This is a genomic window from Campylobacter concisus, from assembly GCF_002913865.1.
GTDB classification, from domain to species: Bacteria; Campylobacterota; Campylobacteria; order Campylobacterales; family Campylobacteraceae; genus Campylobacter_A; species Campylobacter_A concisus_AM.
Map to the genome: position 1 here is coordinate 13,321 of NZ_POYX01000058.1, position 20,420 is coordinate 33,740.

Annotated in this window: 20 protein-coding genes; 2 read left to right on the top strand and 18 right to left on the bottom strand. The window is 41.4% G+C overall.

What is annotated here, in order from left to right:
* Positions 1 to 56: 56 nt before the first annotated feature.
* The 4 genes from CYP77_RS03780 to CYP77_RS03795 all read right to left on the bottom strand — a co-directional run bounded on the left by CYP77_RS03780 (position 57) and on the right by CYP77_RS03795 (position 4,477).
* The gene (locus CYP77_RS03780) at positions 57 to 1,892 is read right to left on the bottom strand and encodes an aryl-sulfate sulfotransferase (RefSeq protein WP_103566554.1); all 1,836 of its coding nucleotides are present in this window, start codon (positions 1,890 to 1,892) and stop codon (positions 57 to 59) included.
* Positions 1,893 to 2,097: 205 nt separating this feature from the next.
* On the bottom strand, positions 2,098 to 2,841 hold the full coding sequence (locus CYP77_RS03785; RefSeq protein WP_012140336.1) for an ABC transporter ATP-binding protein: 744 nt from the start codon (positions 2,839 to 2,841) through the stop codon (positions 2,098 to 2,100).
* Positions 2,838 to 3,563 (bottom strand): ABC transporter permease, encoded by a 726-nt coding sequence (locus tag CYP77_RS03790; protein ID WP_103566546.1) that lies wholly within the window; start codon positions 3,561 to 3,563, stop codon positions 2,838 to 2,840. The genes CYP77_RS03785 and CYP77_RS03790 overlap by 4 nt, the downstream gene beginning before the upstream one ends.
* Entirely contained in the window at positions 3,560 to 4,477 is a 918-nt protein-coding gene (locus CYP77_RS03795; RefSeq protein WP_103566541.1) for an ABC transporter substrate-binding protein, read from the bottom strand. The genes CYP77_RS03790 and CYP77_RS03795 overlap by 4 nt, the downstream gene beginning before the upstream one ends.
* 153 nt (positions 4,478 to 4,630) lie before the next feature.
* Here CYP77_RS03795 and cooS point away from each other — a divergent pair, with 153 nt between their 5' ends.
* Positions 4,631 to 6,670, top strand: coding sequence for an anaerobic carbon-monoxide dehydrogenase catalytic subunit (gene cooS / locus CYP77_RS03800; RefSeq protein ID WP_103566538.1), 2,040 nt, complete (start codon positions 4,631 to 4,633; stop codon positions 6,668 to 6,670).
* Positions 6,671 to 6,856: 186 nt separating this feature from the next.
* Here cooS and CYP77_RS03805 read toward each other — a convergent pair whose 3' ends face one another.
* The 6 genes from CYP77_RS03805 to gltX form a co-directional block, all read right to left on the bottom strand.
* Positions 6,857 to 7,540, bottom strand: coding sequence for an MqnA/MqnD/SBP family protein (locus CYP77_RS03805; protein ID WP_103566533.1), 684 nt, complete (start codon positions 7,538 to 7,540; stop codon positions 6,857 to 6,859).
* The gene (locus CYP77_RS03810; protein ID WP_103566529.1) at positions 7,537 to 7,809 is read right to left on the bottom strand and encodes a barstar family protein; all 273 of its coding nucleotides are present in this window, start codon (positions 7,807 to 7,809) and stop codon (positions 7,537 to 7,539) included. The genes CYP77_RS03805 and CYP77_RS03810 overlap by 4 nt, the downstream gene beginning before the upstream one ends.
* The gene (locus CYP77_RS03815; RefSeq protein WP_021092069.1) at positions 7,806 to 8,312 is read right to left on the bottom strand and encodes a ribonuclease domain-containing protein; all 507 of its coding nucleotides are present in this window, start codon (positions 8,310 to 8,312) and stop codon (positions 7,806 to 7,808) included. The genes CYP77_RS03810 and CYP77_RS03815 overlap by 4 nt, the downstream gene beginning before the upstream one ends.
* Before the next feature lie 9 nt (positions 8,313 to 8,321).
* Positions 8,322 to 8,948 carry a uracil phosphoribosyltransferase gene (upp, locus tag CYP77_RS03820; protein ID WP_004317747.1) on the bottom strand — a complete coding sequence of 209 codons (627 nt, stop codon included), beginning with the start codon at positions 8,946 to 8,948 and terminating at the stop codon, positions 8,322 to 8,324.
* Between the two features lie 89 nt (positions 8,949 to 9,037).
* Positions 9,038 to 10,291, bottom strand: coding sequence for a malic enzyme-like NAD(P)-binding protein (locus CYP77_RS03825; RefSeq protein ID WP_103566523.1), 1,254 nt, complete (start codon positions 10,289 to 10,291; stop codon positions 9,038 to 9,040).
* Entirely contained in the window at positions 10,288 to 11,667 is a 1,380-nt protein-coding gene (gltX, locus tag CYP77_RS03830; RefSeq protein ID WP_103566519.1) for a glutamate--tRNA ligase, read from the bottom strand. The genes CYP77_RS03825 and gltX overlap by 4 nt, the downstream gene beginning before the upstream one ends.
* A gap of 70 nt (positions 11,668 to 11,737) precedes the next feature.
* Between gltX and CYP77_RS03835 the strand changes: the two genes are divergently transcribed.
* On the top strand, positions 11,738 to 12,568 hold the full coding sequence (locus tag CYP77_RS03835; RefSeq protein ID WP_021084537.1) for a peptidylprolyl isomerase: 831 nt from the start codon (positions 11,738 to 11,740) through the stop codon (positions 12,566 to 12,568).
* 90 nt (positions 12,569 to 12,658) lie between these two features.
* Here the strand turns inward: CYP77_RS03835 and CYP77_RS10135 are convergent, their stop codons facing one another.
* The 8 genes from CYP77_RS10135 to murC all read right to left on the bottom strand — a co-directional run bounded on the left by CYP77_RS10135 (position 12,659) and on the right by murC (position 20,413).
* Entirely contained in the window at positions 12,659 to 12,796 is a 138-nt protein-coding gene (locus tag CYP77_RS10135; RefSeq protein ID WP_258032361.1) for a hypothetical protein, read from the bottom strand.
* A 2-nt stretch (positions 12,797 to 12,798) separates the two neighbouring features.
* The gene (locus CYP77_RS10140; RefSeq protein WP_258032360.1) at positions 12,799 to 13,077 is read right to left on the bottom strand and encodes a hypothetical protein; all 279 of its coding nucleotides are present in this window, start codon (positions 13,075 to 13,077) and stop codon (positions 12,799 to 12,801) included.
* 77 nt (positions 13,078 to 13,154) lie between these two features.
* Positions 13,155 to 14,246, bottom strand: coding sequence for a succinyl-diaminopimelate desuccinylase (dapE, locus tag CYP77_RS03845; RefSeq protein WP_103566514.1), 1,092 nt, complete (start codon positions 14,244 to 14,246; stop codon positions 13,155 to 13,157).
* Positions 14,246 to 16,156 (bottom strand): EAL domain-containing protein, encoded by a 1,911-nt coding sequence (locus CYP77_RS03850; RefSeq protein ID WP_103566509.1) that lies wholly within the window; start codon positions 16,154 to 16,156, stop codon positions 14,246 to 14,248. The genes dapE and CYP77_RS03850 overlap by 1 nt, the downstream gene beginning before the upstream one ends.
* Before the next feature lie 96 nt (positions 16,157 to 16,252).
* Positions 16,253 to 18,454 carry an endonuclease MutS2 gene (locus CYP77_RS03855; protein ID WP_181001420.1) on the bottom strand — a complete coding sequence of 734 codons (2,202 nt, stop codon included), beginning with the start codon at positions 18,452 to 18,454 and terminating at the stop codon, positions 16,253 to 16,255.
* Positions 18,451 to 18,795, bottom strand: coding sequence for a hypothetical protein (locus CYP77_RS03860; protein ID WP_103566499.1), 345 nt, complete (start codon positions 18,793 to 18,795; stop codon positions 18,451 to 18,453). Before CYP77_RS03860 ends, CYP77_RS03855 begins: the two co-directional genes overlap by 4 nt.
* Positions 18,789 to 19,106 (bottom strand): hypothetical protein, encoded by a 318-nt coding sequence (locus CYP77_RS03865; RefSeq protein WP_103566495.1) that lies wholly within the window; start codon positions 19,104 to 19,106, stop codon positions 18,789 to 18,791. The genes CYP77_RS03860 and CYP77_RS03865 overlap by 7 nt, the downstream gene beginning before the upstream one ends.
* Positions 19,106 to 20,413, bottom strand: coding sequence for a UDP-N-acetylmuramate--L-alanine ligase (gene murC, locus CYP77_RS03870; RefSeq protein ID WP_103566698.1), 1,308 nt, complete (start codon positions 20,411 to 20,413; stop codon positions 19,106 to 19,108). The genes CYP77_RS03865 and murC overlap by 1 nt, the downstream gene beginning before the upstream one ends.
* Positions 20,414 to 20,420: the final 7 nt, after the last annotated feature.

The following is a 20,420-nucleotide window of genomic DNA, read 5'->3' on the forward strand; positions in this document are numbered from 1 at the left end:
AAGTTAAATTTAAAAAACCCTTTCTCGAAACTGAGAAAGGGTAAAATTAGGATGGTTTATTTTTCAAAAGCTTTTTGCAAGCTAAATGGAAACGCCTGATAGCCCATAGCATTTGTCATCTTTATCTCGATGCTAGGCTCTTTTGCACCCCACTCAAACTCATCGATGTGCGGGCTAGGAAGTCCTACTGGGCGACCTTTTGCGATGTCAAACTGCATGCCAGCAACGGCTGAATAGACCATCACGCTATCAAGGTCATCTTGATACTGCGTAAGGCTAGTAACCGAGCTATACCACTCTTTACCGCGCTCTTTGCCGTACTCCCAGATCTGCTCAACGGTCTTTTTGTTCTCATCGATCTTATAAACGACCGCGCGAGAGTACTTCATGCCAGCGATGGCTGGTTGCTCCATGCCCCTTGTGTCGCCGTTGTCAAAGACACTTAGATAAATTTCGCCTTTTTTAGACTTGCTATCTATCCTAAATGCCGTATGTTGCGTCCATTGCCAGTCAAAACCGCCCTTCTCGCTCTCGTATCCTGGGCATTTTGAGTACTCATCTTCGCAGACGATCTTGTTGCCTTTGCTATCAACTGGCTGAAGCAGCTTATCTTTAAATTTATCACTCCAGCCCTTGTGAGCGCCCATGATCCATTTTACTTGTTTATCACGGCCGATCTTTATAACTGCGTCTTGATGGCGGCTTGAGATGATGATGCTATCATCGCTTGGGTCGTAATCCACACTATTTACGTGTGCCCAGTTACGTCCTGGACCAGCGCCAACTATGTCGCCCCATTTATCGTGTGTATCCATAGACTGAAGTTCATCAGAGCTTGCTGTGTGGCCTGCTTTTTTAGCGTCTATGTTTAAGCAAACTGCACCTTGATCAAGTGTTTTTAGCACGATATCGCGGTAAGGATCTAAAATTTCATATAGTCTAAAGTCATCAACTACGTTGCCGTCGCGGTCAAGCTCAACGATGACGTCGCGCACTGTTCTTACGTTTTTGCCATCAGCCCTTTTGTAGTCGGCATTTGCCACGCGCAAGAAGTAGTGTCCGTTTTGTGCTACGTCCATTGAGTGTGAGAAGTCGTTGTAGCTAGCTGGTAGCTCGCGGTTGAAAATTTCTCTACCCATGATGTCGTATTTTGCGTATCTTTGGCCGTAACCCCAAGTCATCGCGCCGTCGTCATTTTGCTTAAAGCCCATCATAACGCCAGCGTGAAATGGCTGTTTTAGGTCGTAAATTTTGCTTGGTTCAAGATACCATCTAACCTCGCCTTTTGTATCAAGGATGAAGTTATTTGGGCTGTAGTTCCACTCGATCGCACCGCCAGCTGGGTTGTTCCAAACGACTTTTGTGCCCTTGCCTGTTTTATTTACAAAGTTATTTACATAGTAAAGGCGGTTTGCAAATTTAGCGCTAGCAGGCTTAGTAACCTCGATCTTGTCAAATAGCGCTCCCTTTTGATTTGGCGTGCCAGCGCTCTCTAGGTAGATAGCTGGGGCATAAATTTTATAGCTCTCTTTTATATGCTCAGTCTTGCCCTTGTAGCTCTTGTCGTACTCGACCTCAACGGTGTTTTGATAGTCAGGATACATGCCAAAAACTGGGATGCCGCCATGTGTGCGAAGATGCTTGTCAGCCACTTTGTAGCTTATAGTTTGACCACCTTGTTTTGGCACGATAGTGACCTTAGCGTTGCTTAGTGTGTAGCCGCCATTTTTGATGACTGCTGTAAGAGGCGCTGTGTCGTATGGATTTACTACTACTTCGCCGATAGCTCCTGTTATAGCGTAGTCAAGTTTAGCTCCGCTTGGACCGCCTATCGCAAAAGCAGCCGTACAAAGTGCAGAGGCTAGTGCAACACAACTCAAAGTCTTTATCATAACATCTCCTTTAAATAAATTTTATAAACTCTACTCATAAAGCTTATAAAATTTAGAAAAAGCCTTGGCAAAAACCAAGGCCTCAATCAGTAAAAGGAATAACAAAAATGATTTGCTTTGTGTGTAATTGTAGTAAATCTTTATAACATAAATTTAACGCTAAGATTAATAATAGCTTAAAATTTAAAAATATATTTAAAATTTATTAAATAGCGTATTCAACCTCGTTATCTTCGCCATTTATGAGGTCAAAAATTTTAGCTTTTAGCTCAAAATACTTTAGATCATGCACGCCAAAATTTGGATTGATTATCTCTTTTATAATCACGCCATCGTGCAGGATCACGATCTTATCAGCCAAAAATAGAGCCTCATCAATATCGTGCGTGACAAAGATAGTGGTTTGAGTCTTTGACATCTGCTTTAAGCTTTTTTGTAAATTTGTCCTTGTTATTGGATCAAGTGCAGAAAATGGCTCGTCTAAAAACAGCACCTCAGGGCTTAAGCTAAGCGCCCTTGCTATAGCGACACGCTGCTTTTGGCCGCCACTTAGCGAGTGTGGGAAGAGCTCGGCCTTATGAGAAAGGCTAACAAGCTCCAGAAATTTGCTAGCTCTCTTTTCTTGTTCAAATTTATCCTTTATACCAGAGCATTTTAGGGCAAATTTGATGTTGTCTTTTGCGCTTAGCCATGGCATTAGTGAGTAGGTCTGAGTGATGATCTGGCGCGATTTGTCTAGTGAAATTTTCTTTGTATAAATTTTATTTTGCATCGAAATTTCACCGCTACTAAGCTCGCTCGTGCCGCTTAGGATGTTTAAAAGTGTCGTCTTGCCAGAGCCACTGCCGCCAAGCAAAACGCAAAATTCATTCTGCTTTATCTCTAAATTTATCCCTTTTAAAATTTTAGCGTCCCCAAAAGATTTGGTTAAATTTTTTATCTTTATCATCGTCCAAGCCTCTCCCCTGCGTATCTTTCAATGAGCGAAAAGATGAAATTTATCACGATGCCTATCACGCCGATCACAAAAATCACCGCCATTACACTATCTATCCTAAGCTGGTTTCTAGCGTCTATTATGAGATATCCTAGCCCGCTTTGCGCTCCCACCATCTCGCCAACTACTAAATTTATCCAAGCAAGGCTCGCTGCTAGCTTTAGCCCTGAGATGATGCTAAAAAGGCTTGCTGGCATGATGACGCCAGTGATTATTTGCATTTTGCTAGCTCCAAAGCCACGAGCCGCCAAAACAAGCTCATTTGGCACGCTTTTTACGGCATTTATAGTAAGAAGCAGCATAGGGAAAAATATCGCATAAGCGATGATGAAAATGGTCGGTTTATCGCCGATACCAAAGGCAAGGACTATCAAAGGTATCCACGCAATCGGCGAAATAGGACGCAAAAGCCCGATAAGTGGCTCAAATGCGTTTGCAAATTTAGGAAAAAGTCCAAATATAAGTCCGACCAAAACCGCAACAAGCGAGCCGACGAGAAGTCCTATGACGTATCTAATGAGTGAGTCAGTGACGCCAAGAAGCAGTTTGCCGCTTTTTGCAAGCTCGAAAAATGCGCCTACCACCTCTTTTACGCTTGGTACTAAGTCCCCACTAAAAGCTTGCCAGATAAGCAAAGCTAGGGCTAAAACGAGAATTTGAAAAAGGTATTTCATCTTTGCTCCAAGTATGAGTTTATATCTAAATTTGCTAGTTTTTGATTGCCTAAATTTTTGCTGATTAGAAATTCTTTTAGCTCCTCTAGCTCCTCTGCCCTTAGGCTTAGATCATCGTAGCTTACGATCTCTTTATCAAGCACTAGCTTTAATAAATTTGCATTTTGACTTAAGATCTCATTGCCCAAAAGTGCGCTTTTTTCGTGATCTTTTGTGATAAAGCTTGCTGCTTTTCTAAAAGCATCTAAAAGCTCGTTAAAATAAGGCTTTGAGAGAATTTCTTCTTGAAAATTTAGTGTGCAGCAGATGTGGTTTGGCTTTATATCTTTTGAAAAGAGTAAATTTTTCGCCCTGCCTTTAAAATTTACCGCCATTTGCCCAAATGGCTCAGCCACGATGTAAGCATCTATCTGATGACTAAGAAGCGCAAAAGGCATCTCAGGTGGCGCCATCTCAATGATATCTGCGCTCATATTTTCACGCTTTAAGATCGTATCAAGTAAAAAATAGTGCATGCTAAATTTTGAAGGCACAGCGATCTTTTTGCCAGCAAGCTGCTTAAGACCGGCCACGTCGCTTCTAGCCACAAGGGCTGAGCCATTTTTGTGAGCTGATAGCACAGTCTTTATCTTTGCGCCATTTGCTCTTAGCATAAGACCTAGTGGAGCTAGCATAAAAGCCCCGTCAATCGCCCCTGCCCTAAGCGCCTCAGCTAGATCAACCCAGCTGGCAAATTTAATAGGCACTATCATGAAATTTTCACTTTTATGAAGCTTTGAAGCGATGATGCATAGATGATCGCTTATCGGCACAAAGCCTATTTTTACGCCGATCTTTGGAGTGCTTGCTAGAGCTTTTTGGCTACTAAGAGCCAAGAAAGAGCCTAAAATTTGTAAAGCATAACGCCTGGTCATAAATTTTCCTGAATTTTATTTTAAGTGTGTAATTATAGTAGCCAAAGCTAAAATTTACACTAAATTTATCCTAAATCAATCTCTGTGAAAATTTTTGATGATATAATCCAAGACTTATCCAAAAGATAAAATTTACTTGCATAAGGAGCAAAAATGCAAACAAACGACGAAATTTTAGGCATCAAGATCCAGAAATACGGACTTGATAAAGAGGCTAAGCCAAATGAAAAAGGCTTTTATGACTACAAAGACGAGGCAGAATTTACAGACTACTCAAATGCTATCTCACTTTATAAAAAAACCTTTCCAAATAAGCAAAAAGTAATAGAAGAAACACCTGATCCAGCCGTTAGCGAAATGCTCCTAAAAATGCAAGATATGGGGATCGAGACTGTTTTTGATAGATTTGACAAGCAAAAGCCACAATGCACATTTGGCATGGCTGGAATTTGCTGTAAGATCTGCTTTATGGGACCATGTAAGATAACATCAAAGGCAACTCGTGGCGTGTGCGGCGCTGATGCAGACGTCATCGTGGCTAGAAATTTACTCCGTCACGTAGCTGGCGGTGCTGCGGCTCACGGCGCAAGAGGCAGAGAAAACATGCTAGCTCTTAAAAACGCAGCAACTGGCAAGCTAAATATCCCAATAGAAGGCGAAGAGAAAGTGCGTGCAGTTGCAAAAGCTTTTGGGCTTGATGAGAGCAAAAGCATAAACGAGCTTGCCTCACAGATCGCTGATATCTTACTTGAAGATCTATCTCGCACCTTGCCACAAGAGCACAAAGCCATAAAGACCTTTGCTCCAAAAGAGCGTCAAGAGGTGTGGAAAAAGCTTGATATCTTGCCAATAGGCGTCTATCACGAGGTTACAGAGAGCCTTCATAGAACAAGCACAGGCACAGATGGCGACTGGCGAAATGTAATGAAGCAGTTTTTCCGCACAGGTCTAGCTTACGCTTGGTCAAGCACGCTTGGCACATCTATTGCGATGGATTGTCTATTTGGTCTGCCAAAGCTAAATGACTCTAAGATAAATTTAGGCGCTATCAAAAAAGGCTACGTAAATATCGCGCTTCACGGACACTCTCCACTTTTAGTAAGTGTCGTCGTTAAGCTTGGCAAGAGCGAGAAATTTCAAAATTTAGCCAAAGAGAAGGGTGCGCTAGGCATTCAGTTTTATGGTGTTTGTTGCAACGGACTTTCGGCTATGTATCGCTACGACGGCGTTATACCACTTTCAAACGCAGTTGGCGCAGAGCTTGTCGTTGGCACAGGAGCGCTTGATCTTTGGCTAGCTGATGTGCAAGATGTCTATCCTACCGTTATGGAGGTAGCAAGGTGCTTTAAAACGACAGTCATCACTACAAGCGACTCTGCAAGGCTTCCTGGAGCTGAGCACATAGGTTTTGATCATCATCACTCAAATATGAGTGAAATTCACGAGATCGCAGAGAAAATTTTATATAGAGCACTTGAGAGCCATGAAGCTAGAAAAGGCATACCAGTGCATATCCCGCAATACGAAGTCGAAGCTAAAATGGGCTTTTCACTAGAAAATGTAAATAAAATTTTTGGCTCAATACAGGTTATCGCTGATGCGATAAAAGAGGGCAAGATACTTGGACTTGTAAATTTAGTCGGCTGCTCAAATCCACGCGTAGTCTATGAAAAAGCTGTCGTAAACGTAGCTAGAACGCTTCTAAAAAACAATGTCTTAATCATGACAAACGGCTGCGCCTCATTTCCACTACTAAAAACAGGACTTTGCAATGCAAATGCGCTTGAATACTGCGGCGATAGCTTGAGAGAATTTTTAGCCCCTTATAAGATCCCACCGATCTGGCACATGGGCGAGTGCTTGGACAACGCTAGGGCTTCAGCGATGTTTAATGCGCTTAGTCAAAACTTAAGCACTGACATCAAAGACCTGCCATACGCATTTTCAAGCCCTGAGTGGTCAAATGAAAAGGGCATAGATGCCGCACTTGGCTTTAGACTACTTGGAATTTCATCTTACCACTGCGTATTTGCCCCAGTTCAAGGCTCAAAAAATGTTGAAGATTTTATGGCAAATGGTACATTGCCGATCCTTGGCTCAAAAATGGTAGTAAATCTTGATCCTGTCGCACTTGCTGAAAATATCGTAGCTGACATGAAGGCAAAACGAGAAAAACTTGGCTGGAGAGTGTGAGATAAATTTACACGCTAAGCACTTTAGTCTGCTCCAAAAAGCCACTTTGGCGGAGCAGATCTTAAATATGATGAAATTTGTCTCTAAAATGCTTTTGTGATTTTGTCAAAAAATAAAGCAAAGTCTTATCTTAGAAGATTTTTTTGCATCACAACTTTAAACATTTATATAAAACTCTAAATTCATCTAGTTTTGCAATACTGCCTCTCTTAAAAACCTATACTCTTTAAAAAATTTGCGGAGTGATTTTTGCTCTTTTGGACCGATCTTGTAGCTTATAAATTTCAAATACCACTTGATATCTTGCTCGCTTATGTCACGGCTTTTAGCGTACTTGGCTAAGATGTAGTTTGGGATCTTTACGTTTTTTTGTAAAAATTTTGCGACCAGCCTTTTGTAAAACGAGCCATTTTTTACATAAGAAAATCTACCAAAAACAAATGGCAGATTTGTCTTTTCGTGCCAAATTTTACCAAGGTCATAAAAGCACTCTTTGCCCTCGCTTAAGTATGCCTTTAGCGCCCTGTCGCCTATGATCACCTCGCCATTTAGCTTAAGCACCTTGGCTAGGGCGTTTGAGCTAGCTGAAGCAGGATCTGGCTTTGGGGCTGAGTTTTTGCGCACAAGCACGCTTTTTACATCTTTTCTGGCGACTATTCCAAAATTTAGCTTCTTTAAATTTGCCTTTTTGCTAGCTATGCTTGAGATCACCGCAGCGTCGATCTTTCTGGCATTTAGGGCTCTATTTAGTTTGCTTGGCACGCCCTTTTTAAACTCGATCGCCTTTTTTATCTGAGAGCTTAGTGGGGCTGATTTTAAAAAAACGTGAAATGGGAGTAAATTTAGATAATCAATCTTTCCAAATATCATTTTTCATCTTTTACAAGCTCAAATTTAACCATCTCATTTTCGTTGCAAACGTCGCGAAATAGCTGGGTTAAGCTCTCTTTTGTGGCACCATCCAAAGCATTTTCATTTTTTAGCTTTATAAGCGTTGGCTCATTTATCTCACAAAGGCAGTCAAAGAGTGCGTCTAAATTTTTGCCGTAGTACTCTGGCAGGTCAAATTTCTTCGCAAAATACTCATGCATCTTCTCTTTTTCGAGCATATTTTTGGCATCTAAGATCACGCTTTTCATTGCATCCTCTTCTCATAAAGCAGGTAAAAATGCTCGTAGTGATCGGGCGTGTAGTAGATAAGCCCGTCGTTTGAGTATAAAATTCTCTCAGCGCCACGCCTGCCGCCATTATAATTCACATCACACTCAAACCACTTCCTACCATCAGCCTCAGGCAGCCTCTTTTCTCTGTTTGAAAATCTATCTCCACCGATGCTTTTGCCGCCGCTTATCTGCCATAAATTTCCGCTTTTTGCGTCCCAGCCAAGTTCAAGTGCCTCTTTTTTGGTTATAAAATTCTTTGGCAGCTTGTTAAATTTATAGATATAAAGCGCGACCTCATCTTTTGAGGTGTATGAGCCGTTTTCTGCGAGGCTCTGGCTCTTTTGTCCCTCTTTGTTTAGCTGCTCAAGTAAAATTTGAGCGTTTTTGTTTGCCTCGCCACCCTCTTTTGAAAAAAAGAAAGTACCGATGATAATAGCAATGACAAAGGCGACTAGAGCTGGCAAAAGTCTTTTGTTCAAATTTAGCCCTTAAAGAGTGTTGAAAACTCTATCGCCAGCGTCACCAAGGCCTGGAACGATGTAGTTTTTCTCGTTTAGTTTCTCATCGATCGATGCCGTATAGACCTCGACGTCTGGGTAAATTTCACTAAATCTCTTTAGCCCCTCAGGTGCGGCGATTATAGAGATAAATTTGATCTCTTTAACGCCCTTTTCACGCAAGAACTTAACCGCGTCTATCGCCGTGCCGCCAGTTGCAAACATAGGGTCGATGATGATCGCCATGCGCTCTTTTGCGTCTTTTGGAAGCTTTGCGTAGAAAAACTCAGCCTGCGCTGTCTCTTCGTTTCGCTGAAAGCCCAAAAAGCCAACACTCGCGTCTGGAATGATGGTAAAAACGCTATCAAGCATGCCAAGAGCAGCCCTTAAAATAGGGCATATCATCACCTTTGTAGTGAGCCTTTTTGCGTCTGCCACCGCAACTGGTGTTTGGACTTTGACATCTTTTACCTTTAAATTTCTAGTCGCCTCAAAGATCATAAGGTAGCTGATCTCATCAACTAGCATGCGAAACTGAAAAGGCTGGGTGTTTTTATCACGTAAGATTGTTAATTTATGCTCGATCAATGGGTGTGAGATGAGCTTCACGTTTTGCATTTTTTGTCCTTAAATTTACTGTTTTTACAAGGTTTGTCTTTTACAAAATGCCAAGAGGAGAATTTAGCCCAAATTTGGGCTAAATTTGATTAAAAACCTTTTGCAAGTTTAGCTTTATAAGCCTCAACATCAAAATCTTTTACTCTCGCTACGCCATCTTCAACTGCAGCTTTTGCAACTGCTGGAGCGACTGCTGTTAGTACGCGCTTGTCAAATGGTTTTGGGATGATGTACTCTTTGCCAAATTTTAGCTCGCTAACGCCACTTGCTTTTAAAACTTCAGCTGGCACTGGCTCTTTTGCAAGCTGTGCAAGCGCTTTAGCTGCTGCCATTTTCATATTTTCAGTGATCTTTTTAGCCCTAACGTCAAGCGCGCCTCTAAAGATAAATGGAAAGCCCAAAACGTTATTTACTTGGTTAGGATAGTCGCTTCTGCCTGTGCCCATCATAACGTCATCTCTTACAGCTACGACGTCCTCTGGGAAGATTTCAGGCACTGGGTTTGCCAAAGCAAAGATGATAGGCTCTTTGTTCATCGACGCAACCATCTCTTTTGTCACAACGCCAGGCTTAGAAAGACCTAAAAACATATCAGCGCCTTTCATCGCATCAGCCAAAGTCCTATCCTCGGTCTCAAGCGCAAATTCGACCTTTTCTGGAGTTAGGTCTGTTCTTTTTGAGTGGATGACACCTTTGCTATCTATCATCACAATGTGTTTTGCGCCAAGCGCTTTATACATCTTTGCGCAAGCGATGCCAGCTGCACCAGCGCCGCTAACTACGATCTTTATCTTAGATATATCTTTGCCAGAAATTTCCATCGCATTTATAATGCCAGCGCTTGTTATCATCGCTGTGCCGTGCTGATCGTCGTGCATTACAGGGATATCGACTGCTTCTTGAAGCTTTCTTTCGATCTCAAAGCACTTTGGAGCGCGGATATCTTCTAAATTTATACCGCCAAATGTCGGAGCTAGAGCTTTGCAAATCTCAACGATCTTATCAGGATCATGCTCATCTAGCTCGATGTCAAAGGCATCAACGTTTGCAAATTTCTTAAATAGCACCGCCTTGCCCTCCATAACTGGCTTACCAGCGATAGCGCCGATGTCACCAAGTCCAAGAACAGCCGTGCCATCAGTGATGACAGCTACTAAATTTGCCTTATTTGTATATTTATAAGCTAGTTCAGTGTCTGCATTTATCTCTTTACAAGGCTCAGCAACGCCTGGTGTATAGGCCATTGAAAGGTCTCTTGAAGTCTCGCAAGGTGTCTTTACCATGATCTCGATCTTACCGCCTATGTGGTAGTTTAGTGCCTCTTCTTTAGTTACATGTGTCATTTCTCTTCCTTTAATAAATTTTGTATTCTGTTTTTGATCTCGTTGCTACCTACTACTTCAAGCACTTCAAAGATACTTGGGCTCACGCTTGAGCCAGTTAGCGCTATCCTTAGAGCCTGAGCTAGGTCTTTTAGTTTTAAGCCGTTTTGCTCTAAAAATTTATTAGTTAGCTCCTCGTAACCTTTAGCATCAAGGTCGCGGTCTAAAATTTGAGCAAATTTCGCCAAAATTTCTTTGCTATTTTCATTTATAAATTTAGCCCAAGCTTTCTCGTCGTAGATTTTTGGAGCATTGATGATCGCATTTGCGCTGTTTGCCATCTCAATTAAGGTTTTTGACCTCTCACGGAGCGAATTTAGCAGTAGCTCGCCCTTTACCAAAGCCTTAAAATCCACGCCAAATTCAAGCATATCGTGCGCTAGCCTCTCGTAAGGCAAAGTTTTTATATAGTGGGAATTTAGCCAGTCAAGCTTTTGAGCGTTATAGGTGCTTGAACTTTTGTTGATATCGTTTGGATTGAAGTATTTAAGCATATCCTCGATAGTAAAAATCTCATCATCGCCGTGGCTCCAGCCAAGACGAACGAGAAAATTTAAGAGCGCTTCAGGCAAGTAGCCCATCTTTTTATACTCCATAACGTCAGTTGCGCCATGCCTTTTGCTAAGCTTTTTGCCGTCCTCGCCGTTTATCATAGCGACGTGATAAAATTTTGGCACCTTAAAGCCAAGTGCCTCGTAAAGAACGATCTGTTTTGGGGTATTTGAGAGGTGGTCATCGCCGCGAATAACGTCAGTTACGCCCATTAGCGCGTCATCTATCACGACTGTGAAGTTGTATGTCGGTGTGCCGTCACTTCTTGCGATGATGAAGTCATCTAAGATATCTTCAACCTTAAATTTAACCTCGCCTTTTATGCCGTCATGTATGACGATCTCGCCGCTAAGTGGGGCTTTTATACGGATGACTGGCTCGATGCCAGCTGGAGGCGTGCCAGTAAAATCTCTATATCTATTATCATATTTTGGGCGCTCTTTTCTTGCCTCTTGGCTGGCTCTAAGCTCCTCAAGCTCCTCTTTGCTCATGTAGCATTTGTAGGCTTTGCCCTCATCAAGCAGCTTTTTAACATACTCTTTGTAAAGATCAAACCTCTTTGACTGATAGGTCACTTCGCCGTCGTGATCTAGCTTGCACCAAGCAAATGCCTCTTTTATCGCTTGCGTGGCCTCTTCTGAGTTTCGTTTTAAGTCAGTATCTTCGATGCGGAGCAGAAATTTTCCATTGTTAGCTCTTGCGTATAAATAATTATAAAGAGCTGTCCTAAGTCCGCCTATATGTAGGTATCCAGTAGGCGACGGAGCAAATCTAGTAACTATCATTTTGTGCCTTATTTTTATGTTATAATTGCCCAAAATTATATTTACTAAATACTTAAATAAAGGTTTCATTATGAAAAAATTGCTCTTTTTGGCTGCTGGCGTGTTAAGTGCCTTAAATTTATATTCAGCTCAGATGATAAACGGCATCGCAGCTATCGTGGAGAACGAACCTATCACGCTTTACGAGGTTTATAGCTTAAAAGAACAGCTAAAGACAACAGAGCAGGACGCTTTAAATTTGCTTATCAGAGATAGACTTGAAGATGCACAGATAAAAAACTTAAATTTAAGCGTTACGCCTTTTGAGCTAAACGACAGGATCGAGGCGATCGCAAAGCAAAATGGCATGACAAATTCGCAGTTTAGAAGCTCTATCCAAGCTCAAGGTATGGACTTTTTGGATTTTAAAAACAACTTAGAGCACAAGATGCTTCAAGAAAAACTTTATAAAAGCATAGCTGCTGAGGCTGGCAAAAACATAAATGAGCAAAAAGCAAAGGCGTATTTTGACGCTAATCCTGATAAATTTAAGGTTTTTAGCACCGCTAGAGTCGTAGTTTATAGAGCAAAAGACCCTGATCTGCTTGAAGCCCAAAAGACAAGCCCAAAGCTACTAGACGGCGTGCAAACACAAGAGGTTAGTTTAGACTATCAAAGCATAGATCCAAGGCTTGCTGCGATCATCTCAAGCACAAATAACGGCGACTACACACAGCCTTTGCAAGGACCTGATAGCTTTGATATGTTTTTAGTAAAAGAGAAGATCGGCTCATACACACCAAGCTTTGCTGATGTAAAAGATAACGTTATAAACGAGCTTTACCAAGGCGAGCAAGAAAAATTAATGAGTGATTACTTCGAAAAACTTCGCGCAAAAGCAAAAATTCAAATCCTAAGATAACTTCAAATTTAGCCACTTTGGTGGCTAAATTTCTCTAAAATTTAAATTTAAAATTTATAAGTAAAAACCTGCAAAAGCAGCCAAATTTATTTAAGCTTTTTTAGTGAAAAATCCAACGTAAATAGCGTAGATAAAGCCTATCACTACGGCATACGGGGCATAAGGTGTGATGCCAGCTCCTGAGCTTGCTAAGATAAAGTTATGACTTATTGCAGCTCCAGCTCCCATGCCTAAAACAAAAAGAGCTGAGCATCAAAGCCAAATTTGTATTGATTTAGCACTAATTTTGTGATGCTTGTGCAGACAATGATAGCGATGACGCCATAAAGCATCGAAAAGTCACGCTCAAAAATCTTACTGATCGCACCAACTGAGCAAAATTTACTTATTTGCATAAATGCACCATTTTCGCCAAGTTTTAGACCAAAGATAAGTGCTATCAAAAATAAAATAGCAATGATAGTTGGCAAAAGTCCTATCGCCTTTGTAGTGGTTTCGCTCTCAGGCAAAACGTAGCTGTTTTTTAAATTTATCTTAGAAAAGCCAGAAGTGTCGGTTAAATTTAACTATTTGACGACAAATGAGATTAGTGAAAATTTTCTATAAGGTCTTTAAAAACTTCATAAAGTTTATTTATTTCATCAACGCTAACTCGTTCGTTTTTGGCGTGTATGCGGTCGTTTATGACGCCAAATTCTATCGCATCTACGCCAAACTCAGCAAAGTGCCTAGCATCGCTCGTGCCGCCCTTTGTATTTAAAAGTGGCGTAACGCCAGTGATCTTTGTGACAGATGCCATTAAATTTCTTACGATCTTGCTATCTTTGTTGGTTAAAAATCTCTTCGAGCTTTGCTTTATACTAAGCTCGTAGTCTAGGCCCTTTAAAACGCCTCTAAGATAGCTCTCAACGTCATTTGCGTCAGTTAAATTTGAGTTTCTAACGTTAAACATTATGCTAAGCTCACTTGGAGTAACGTTGCAAACCTGCATGCCACCACGAATGTCCGTCACTACGATCTTGCTTGGGCTAAAAAACTCGCTTCCGCCGTCCATATCGTGATCAGCTATCTTACTTAAAAGTGGAGCTATTAAATTTACTGGATTTACGCATTTTTCTGGATACGCTGCGTGACCTTGAACGCCCTTTATTACGATCTTGCCATTTATCGAGCCACGTCTGCCAACCTTTATACTATCGCCAAATTTCTTATCGCAAGTTGGCTCAGCCACGACGCAAAATTTTGGCAGATCCCTTATCTCACGAAGATATTCAAGTGCTAAAGGCGTGCCATAAGTGCCATCGCCCTCTTCGTCACTTGTTAAAATTAGGCTCAACTTACCATTAAATTTTGCATCTTTAGCAGCACAAACAAAGGCAGCCACGCCACTTTTCATATCCTGCGCGCCTCTTGCGTAGATGTAGCCATCTTTTTCAAGTGGGTTAAATGGCTCACTATCCCAGCCATCTCCTGGAGGCACGACATCGACGTGTCCTGCAAAGGCTAAGTGCTCGCCGTTTCCATAAATTTTAGAAAGTATGAGATTTTTTGTGCCATTTTTTTCTATAAATTTCGCCTCAAAATCAGGCATAAATTTAGCGATAAACTCCAAGCTACCTGCATCATCTGACGTGATAGAGCGAAAGCTTAAAAGCTCTTTTAAAAAGCCAACTACCACTAAAACGCCTTTTTAGAAGGAATTCCCAAGTAAAATCCCTGGAATTCGTCGATGCCTATCTCCTTACAGACGTTAAAGATTTCTTTAGAATGAACATACTCTGCGATCGTTTTTATGCCAAGATCCTTTGCAAATGCCACGATAGCGCTAGCGATGGCGTATGAGTCTTTATTGATATCGATGTCTTTGATGATAGAGCCATCGATCTTCACGTAGTCTGGCTTGATCTTTATGATGTAAGAGAAATTTGAGTAGCCAGAGCCAAAGTCATCGATCGCTATCATAGCGCCCATGCTCTTTGCTCGCTCGATAAAGACTGAGACGCGCTCAGCACTCTTTAGCTCCTCGTCTTCAACTATCTCAAACACTATCCTGCCAGCAACATTGTGCTTGTTTAGCAAATTTAAAACCAGCGCAGAGACGTCGCCATCTATCATATCTCGGCTGCTTAAATTTATAGAAAGAACCAAATTTGGATCTTCAATGAGGTGCTCAAAGCACTTTTTGATGAGCTGTTTTTCAAGGTCTGCGTAACGCTTGATACGCTTTGAGATATCCAAAAATACACTTGGCGAGATGACGTCGTCGCGGTCTAAAATTCTTATCAAGCATTCATATTTTATAGGGATCTTTTTCTCGTCAAATATCGGCTGAAAATACGGCACAATGTTATCATTTATCGTGGCGTTTTGGATCAGCTTTGAGCGCTCGATCTGATTTGCGTATTCATCTTTTTGACTTAGTCCTTTAAAGTAGCAAACATAGTCTTTATCAAGCGTCTTAGCTGATTTTAGCGCGATGGTTGCCTTTCTTAAGGTCTGGTCGCTATCAAGCGCAAAGCCTATGGTGTTGTGAATTTCTATGTCATCGACCTCTACGCCATTTTCATCTTTTATGCTAAGCATCCTGCCTTTAAAGATATCTAGTAAATTTTCAGCAAGCTCCTCGTATCTGTCGATAAAGTCGTTATTATCTTCGACCAAAGCAAATCTGTCCGCCTCGATACAATAAGCCTTCATATTCTCATTTTTTGCAAATTCTTTGATGAGATTTGCCATCTGTTTTAGTATCTGGTCGCACACGTATTTGCCGTAGTAGTCGTTCATCTTACCAAAATCATCAATATCCATAAGTATCACTTTTGGATATTTATACTCGCTCACATCTTTTATGAGCGCTGCCTTGTTAAAAAGCCCAGTCATCGGATCGATATATAGCTTCTCTTGTAACTGGGCGATCTTAGTAGTGCTCTCTTCTTTTACTTTTAGATAGTCAAATTTGATGTTTAGATACTTAAATACAAACCAAAGACAGACTGCAAGCCCTAAAAATAGACCGATCGAGCTTAAGATCAAAGTAAGAGCCATATTTTTCATCAGCCACTGAAAATAAAATTCATCGCTAGTGCCAGTTATCCTTTGATCTATATGCGCTTTAAAGCCTAAAATATATTCATTTACTGCGACAAACATACATACTTTGGCGCTATTTTCTGGCAAAATTTCAGCCTTGAAATAATTCGTTTGAAAATCATGTGAATAGATGTCGCCACAGCTATTGTCTTCGTAGTCTTTACCAACGAGGCTTTTGTCTGACGATGCCTCTATCTTAAAGCCGTTTTTGCCATTTTCTTTTAGCAAAAAGACTTCGCCAAAAGCGTTGTCGGTTATATAATTTTGAAAATCTATAATGTTAAATTTGCTTATATTTTTAAGATAATTTACATATTGAGATGTTAGATACTCGGTCTTTTTTTTGAGGCCAAAGTTGTTTGTAGAGAGTGCGTTGTTGTATTTATACGAATAGACGATTAAATTTTCAGTTAAGAAAAATGCAAAAAGCAAAACCACGACCAAAGTGACGGTTTTAACCATACTAAAGTGCTTTTTTTGCGATTCGTCACCTGGCATAAAGTTTAAACTTCCTTTCTTAAATTTAAATTTTTCTACTGGATTATATCCAAGCTAAATAAAAATTTTCTTTCATTTTTTAATTAAAAATTTAGCTCAAAGCTTAACGATCTTTGCACCGTATCCGCCTTGATTTGCCGGTGCATCGTGAAATTCTTTCACGCTTGGATGCTCTTTTAAGAAATTTTTAACCGCAAAGGCGAGCTTGCCAGTGCCAATACCGTGAAATACGCTAACCTCATCAAATCCCATAACAAGACTATCTGAGATAAATTTATCAAGCTTAGCTATCGCCTCGTCAGCTCTCATGCCGTGCAGATCAAGCGAGAGCGAGGCCGTTTTTGGCTTATCAACACTTAAACTTACGCCGCCTTTTTTAGGCAAGACCACTTCGTTGCCATTTTTTCTTAAAAGCTCGAGTGGCACGCGCAAATTTATACCATTTGACTCGATCATCGCGTCATTTTTTGAGATACTTAAAACCGTGCCTTTGATATTTTCATACTTCACTCTATCGCCTACTTTCAGGTTCTCACGCTCAATTTTTTTAGGCTTAACGATGGCGGCTTTTTTCTCATTTGCCACGTTTAGCGCCCTTTGCTTGTCTTTAATGTCCTTGAAATTTATAACAGCTTTTGCCGCATTTATCGCTTCATAATACTCTTTTTCGAGGCGCGCAATAGTCGCATTTAGCTTGATCTCATTTTTCTCTTTTAGCTCTTTTTGCTCCTCAAGCAAGCGCTCCAGCCGCTCCTCTTTTGACGTGACCTCTTTTATCCCCTCATCAAGCTTGGTTTGTAAATTTAGCGTCTTTGTGATGATCTCGTTTAAATTCTCCTTATCTTCGCCGTAAATTTTCTTAGCCTGAGCCACTAAATTTTGAGATATGCCGTATCTTGCCGCCGTTTCAAAGGCGTAAGACTTGCCGATCGTGCCTTTTAAAAACTCAAATTTAGGCCTTTGGGCCGCCTCGTCGTAAAGTGCCGCCACTAGCTCAACCTCGGTGTTTTTAGCTAGCAACATCGCAAGGCGCTTGTGGTGGGTCGTGATGATCATTTTGATATCTTGAGTGATGAGACGCTCTATCATGACGCCATACAAGCTCGCAGCCTCCTCAAAATCGGTGCCAAGCTCGATCTCGTCGATACCGATGATGATCGATTTTTTAGTAAAAAGCCTTGCAAAATGCACCATCCTGCCAGCAAAGGTCGAGATGTCGTTTTTCACACTTTGCGGATCTTCTATGATCGCGTCAAATTCTTTAAAAGAGCCGATCGTTGAGCGGTTTGCGTCGATACGCATAGGCAGCAGATACTTTGCAAGTAGCGTGGCTGAGATGATTGATTTTAAAAGCATCGACTTACCGCCAGCATTTACGCCAGTTATTAAAAGCACCTTTTTACTAAAATCTACGCTCACGCTCTTTGGGTTTTTAAGCGCTGGATGGGCAAATTTCTCAAGCTTTATTACGTGCGAGCTATTTGGCAAAACAAACTCATAGTCACGCGATCTAGCCAAATTTACGCGCGCTTGATATGCGTCAAACTGATCAAAAGCGTTATTTATAAATTTCAAAAAGAGCAGGCTCTTGCTCATCTGCAGGCTAAATTTCTTGCAGTGCTCAAAAATGATCTCCTCTTTTCTATCAAGTAGCTCGCTTTGCTCCTTTTTTAGGCGCTCGGTGCTTGCAGGTGCGACGTAGAAGTAGCCGCCTGAGCTTCTAGCGATCACGGTGCCTTTTAGGGCGTGATTAAAGCCGCCACGCACCAAAAGTGCCTCTTGTGAGTTGATGTAGTGCGTCTGGGTATCGACTAGATAGGGCGTGATGTGCTTTGAGTAGATGAGCTTTTTAAGTTCAGCGTCGATCTGGCGCTTTTTCTCGCTAAATGCCTGCTTTATCGCGTAAAATCTCTCATCCACGCTGTCGCTAAACTCGCCGTTTTCATCAAAGCTGTTTGCCATCTGGCTCATCACTTCAGGGATTTCAACCTTTGCGATCCACTCGCCAAGCCTGCCTTCAAATTTTTGCTTTTTTAGATATGAAAAATACTTAATGATCTTTGCAAACTCGTAAATTTCACTGATGTGAAGCACCGCTTGCTTGCTAAGTCTCATAAGCGCATCATCAAGCTCTTTTATCTCGTCAGGCGCCTTAAAATCATACTTTGAAAGCTCGCTAATGTTTTCAAAGTGGATTTTGCTGTCGCCTTGTAAAAATAGCGGTTTTTGCCTTGCTAAAAAGGAGTTAAATTTCTCTAAATACTCGCCTAGATCGAGCTTTGCAAAGATATCGTTCATTGCTCGCAGCTCGTTATAGGCACGATGAGACCTGAAAGATCACTAAATTCTCGTTTTGGCAAAAATGACGCAGTGCCAAATTCGTAGTTAAATTTCTCAGCGCTCACGTTGTATTCGCCACATTTTAGTGTTTTACCCTGCTTAAAGTCGGTCACTAGCTTTGAGATGGCGTCCTCGTTTTTTGATAAATTCTCCTCGTAAAAATAGACGCAAACAAGGATCACTACAAGGACTGCGCTAACGAGCGCTTTTATGCTTTTGCTGATCTTTTCATCTTTTATCGCCCAGATCGCTCCAAAAAGCAGCATCACGCCGGCGATTATTATCAAATTTCTTACCATTTTACCCCTTTATATTTTGCGATGAGCTCCTTGTAAAGCTCAGCATGAGGCTTGATCTTTTCTAAAATTTCAGCTCTAACCTCGCTGATATCTTGCTTTTCAACCAGCAAGCAAACGGCTAGATACGGGGCATTTGGCAGCATATCTTTTATCTGAACACTACTTAGCTTTTGTGACCTTGCAAGGGCTATTAAAATATCTTTTTTGCCTAAATTTATAAGGCTAGAAATTTCATCCTCGCTTAGCTCTTTTTCCTTTATCTCTTTTAAAATTTCATTTTCATCTTGATGCTTAAAGTTGCTTAGATCCATTAATATCCGCCTCTTAGCTGCACGCTGATATCGCCCGCTCCAAAGCCAACTACGATGCCGTCACTTAGGCGGTTTTTCACGCCAAATTCATCTGTAAATTCTATCCCCTCTTCAACCCTCTCAACCTTGTCTGTAAAGATCGGGTTATACTCGCTAAATTCGCTCTTCATATCAACTTCGATCGGATTTTCTCCAGCTGCATAAACTGGCAAGATGACAAGCTCATCAACGCCCTTAAAGCACTCTTTAAAGCCAGCTAAATTTGTGCTAAGCCTTGTGTAGCGATGTGGCTGAAATATCGCTGTGACGCTCTTTATACCTAAAATTTTAGCGTATTCAAAGACTGATTTTAGTGTCGCTTTTATCTCGGTTGGATGGTGTGCATAGTCGTCGATTAGGACGAAATTTTTATTTGCGCTAAGTATGTCAAAACGCTTTTTGATGCCTTTAAAATTTAGTAAATTTTCTCTTATGTCTTTAAGCGGCGTCTCGTGCATCGCAGCTAGAATAGCCAAAGATGCATCTATGGCGATGTGCTCGCCCATGCCAAAGGCTTCAAATTTGCCTAAATTTTTAAGGTTAAAGCTGGTGTATGGCTGGTAGTCTCTCACAACCATCGTTAGCTCAGTTATATCACTGCTTGGATAAAGCCTGATCGCATCAAGCTTAAGCGTGCTTAAAAACTCATCCTCAGCGTTTATCACTCTAACCTTTGCACGCTCCAAAAAGCCCTTGTAGGCTGCGTAAAATTTAGCTAGATCGTAGTCGTAGTGCTCCATGTGCTCTGGCTCTGCGTTTGTGACGATGGCTAGATATGGGTTTGAGTTTAGAAAGCTTGAGTCGCTCTCGTCGGCCTCAAATACGACGTTGTCGCTTTTAGCGTAGCGCATATTTGAGCCAAACTGCTTTGAAATGGCGCCGATGATGACTGAGCCTTCAATGAGGCTTGCTAGCATCGCTGAAGTCGTACTTTTGCCGTGCGCGCCAGCTACTGCAAAGACGCACTTGTCTTCAAGCACATAGGGCAAAATTTCTTTTCTTGAAAAGCACTTTATGCCCTTTCTTCTGGCCTCCACTAGCTCGATGTTGTCCTCTTTTATCGCAGCTGAATAGACCACAAAGTCTTGGTCTTTTATCGCCTCTTTGCAGTGCGGTGTGATGACCTCGATGCCTTCATTTTGAAGTTCAAGCGTCGTCTTGCTCTCTTTGATGTCGCTGCCGCTTATCTTGTGGCCTTTTTCGTGTAAAAATCTAGCGATGGCTGAGATGCCGATGCCGCCGATGCCTATGAAATGGACTTTTCTAATCTCGTTG

Coding starts and splice junctions, on each gene's coding strand:
- CYP77_RS03850 (WP_103566509.1), bottom strand. CDS start 16,156: ATGCCAGGTGACGAATCGCAAAAAAAGCACTTTAGTATGGTTAAAACC.
- CYP77_RS03805 (WP_103566533.1), bottom strand. CDS start 7,540: ATGATATTTGGAAAGATTGATTATCTAAATTTACTCCCATTTCACGTT.
- CYP77_RS03810 (WP_103566529.1), bottom strand. CDS start 7,809: ATGAAAAGCGTGATCTTAGATGCCAAAAATATGCTCGAAAAAGAGAAG.
- CYP77_RS03790 (WP_103566546.1), bottom strand. CDS start 3,563: ATGAAATACCTTTTTCAAATTCTCGTTTTAGCCCTAGCTTTGCTTATC.
- CYP77_RS03860 (WP_103566499.1), bottom strand. CDS start 18,795: ATGGTAAGAAATTTGATAATAATCGCCGGCGTGATGCTGCTTTTTGGA.
- CYP77_RS03795 (WP_103566541.1), bottom strand. CDS start 4,477: ATGACCAGGCGTTATGCTTTACAAATTTTAGGCTCTTTCTTGGCTCTT.
- CYP77_RS10135 (WP_258032361.1), bottom strand. CDS start 12,796: ATGGGAGCTGGAGCTGCAATAAGTCATAACTTTATCTTAGCAAGCTCA.
- CYP77_RS03785 (WP_012140336.1), bottom strand. CDS start 2,841: ATGATAAAGATAAAAAATTTAACCAAATCTTTTGGGGACGCTAAAATT.
- upp (WP_004317747.1), bottom strand. CDS start 8,948: ATGCAAAACGTGAAGCTCATCTCACACCCATTGATCGAGCATAAATTA.
- CYP77_RS03825 (WP_103566523.1), bottom strand. CDS start 10,291: ATGACACATGTAACTAAAGAAGAGGCACTAAACTACCACATAGGCGGT.
- CYP77_RS03865 (WP_103566495.1), bottom strand. CDS start 19,106: ATGGATCTAAGCAACTTTAAGCATCAAGATGAAAATGAAATTTTAAAA.
- CYP77_RS03780 (WP_103566554.1), bottom strand. CDS start 1,892: ATGATAAAGACTTTGAGTTGTGTTGCACTAGCCTCTGCACTTTGTACG.
- cooS (WP_103566538.1), top strand. CDS start 4,631: ATGCAAACAAACGACGAAATTTTAGGCATCAAGATCCAGAAATACGGA.
- CYP77_RS03835 (WP_021084537.1), top strand. CDS start 11,738: ATGAAAAAATTGCTCTTTTTGGCTGCTGGCGTGTTAAGTGCCTTAAAT.
- gltX (WP_103566519.1), bottom strand. CDS start 11,667: ATGATAGTTACTAGATTTGCTCCGTCGCCTACTGGATACCTACATATA.
- CYP77_RS03855 (WP_181001420.1), bottom strand. CDS start 18,454: ATGAACGATATCTTTGCAAAGCTCGATCTAGGCGAGTATTTAGAGAAA.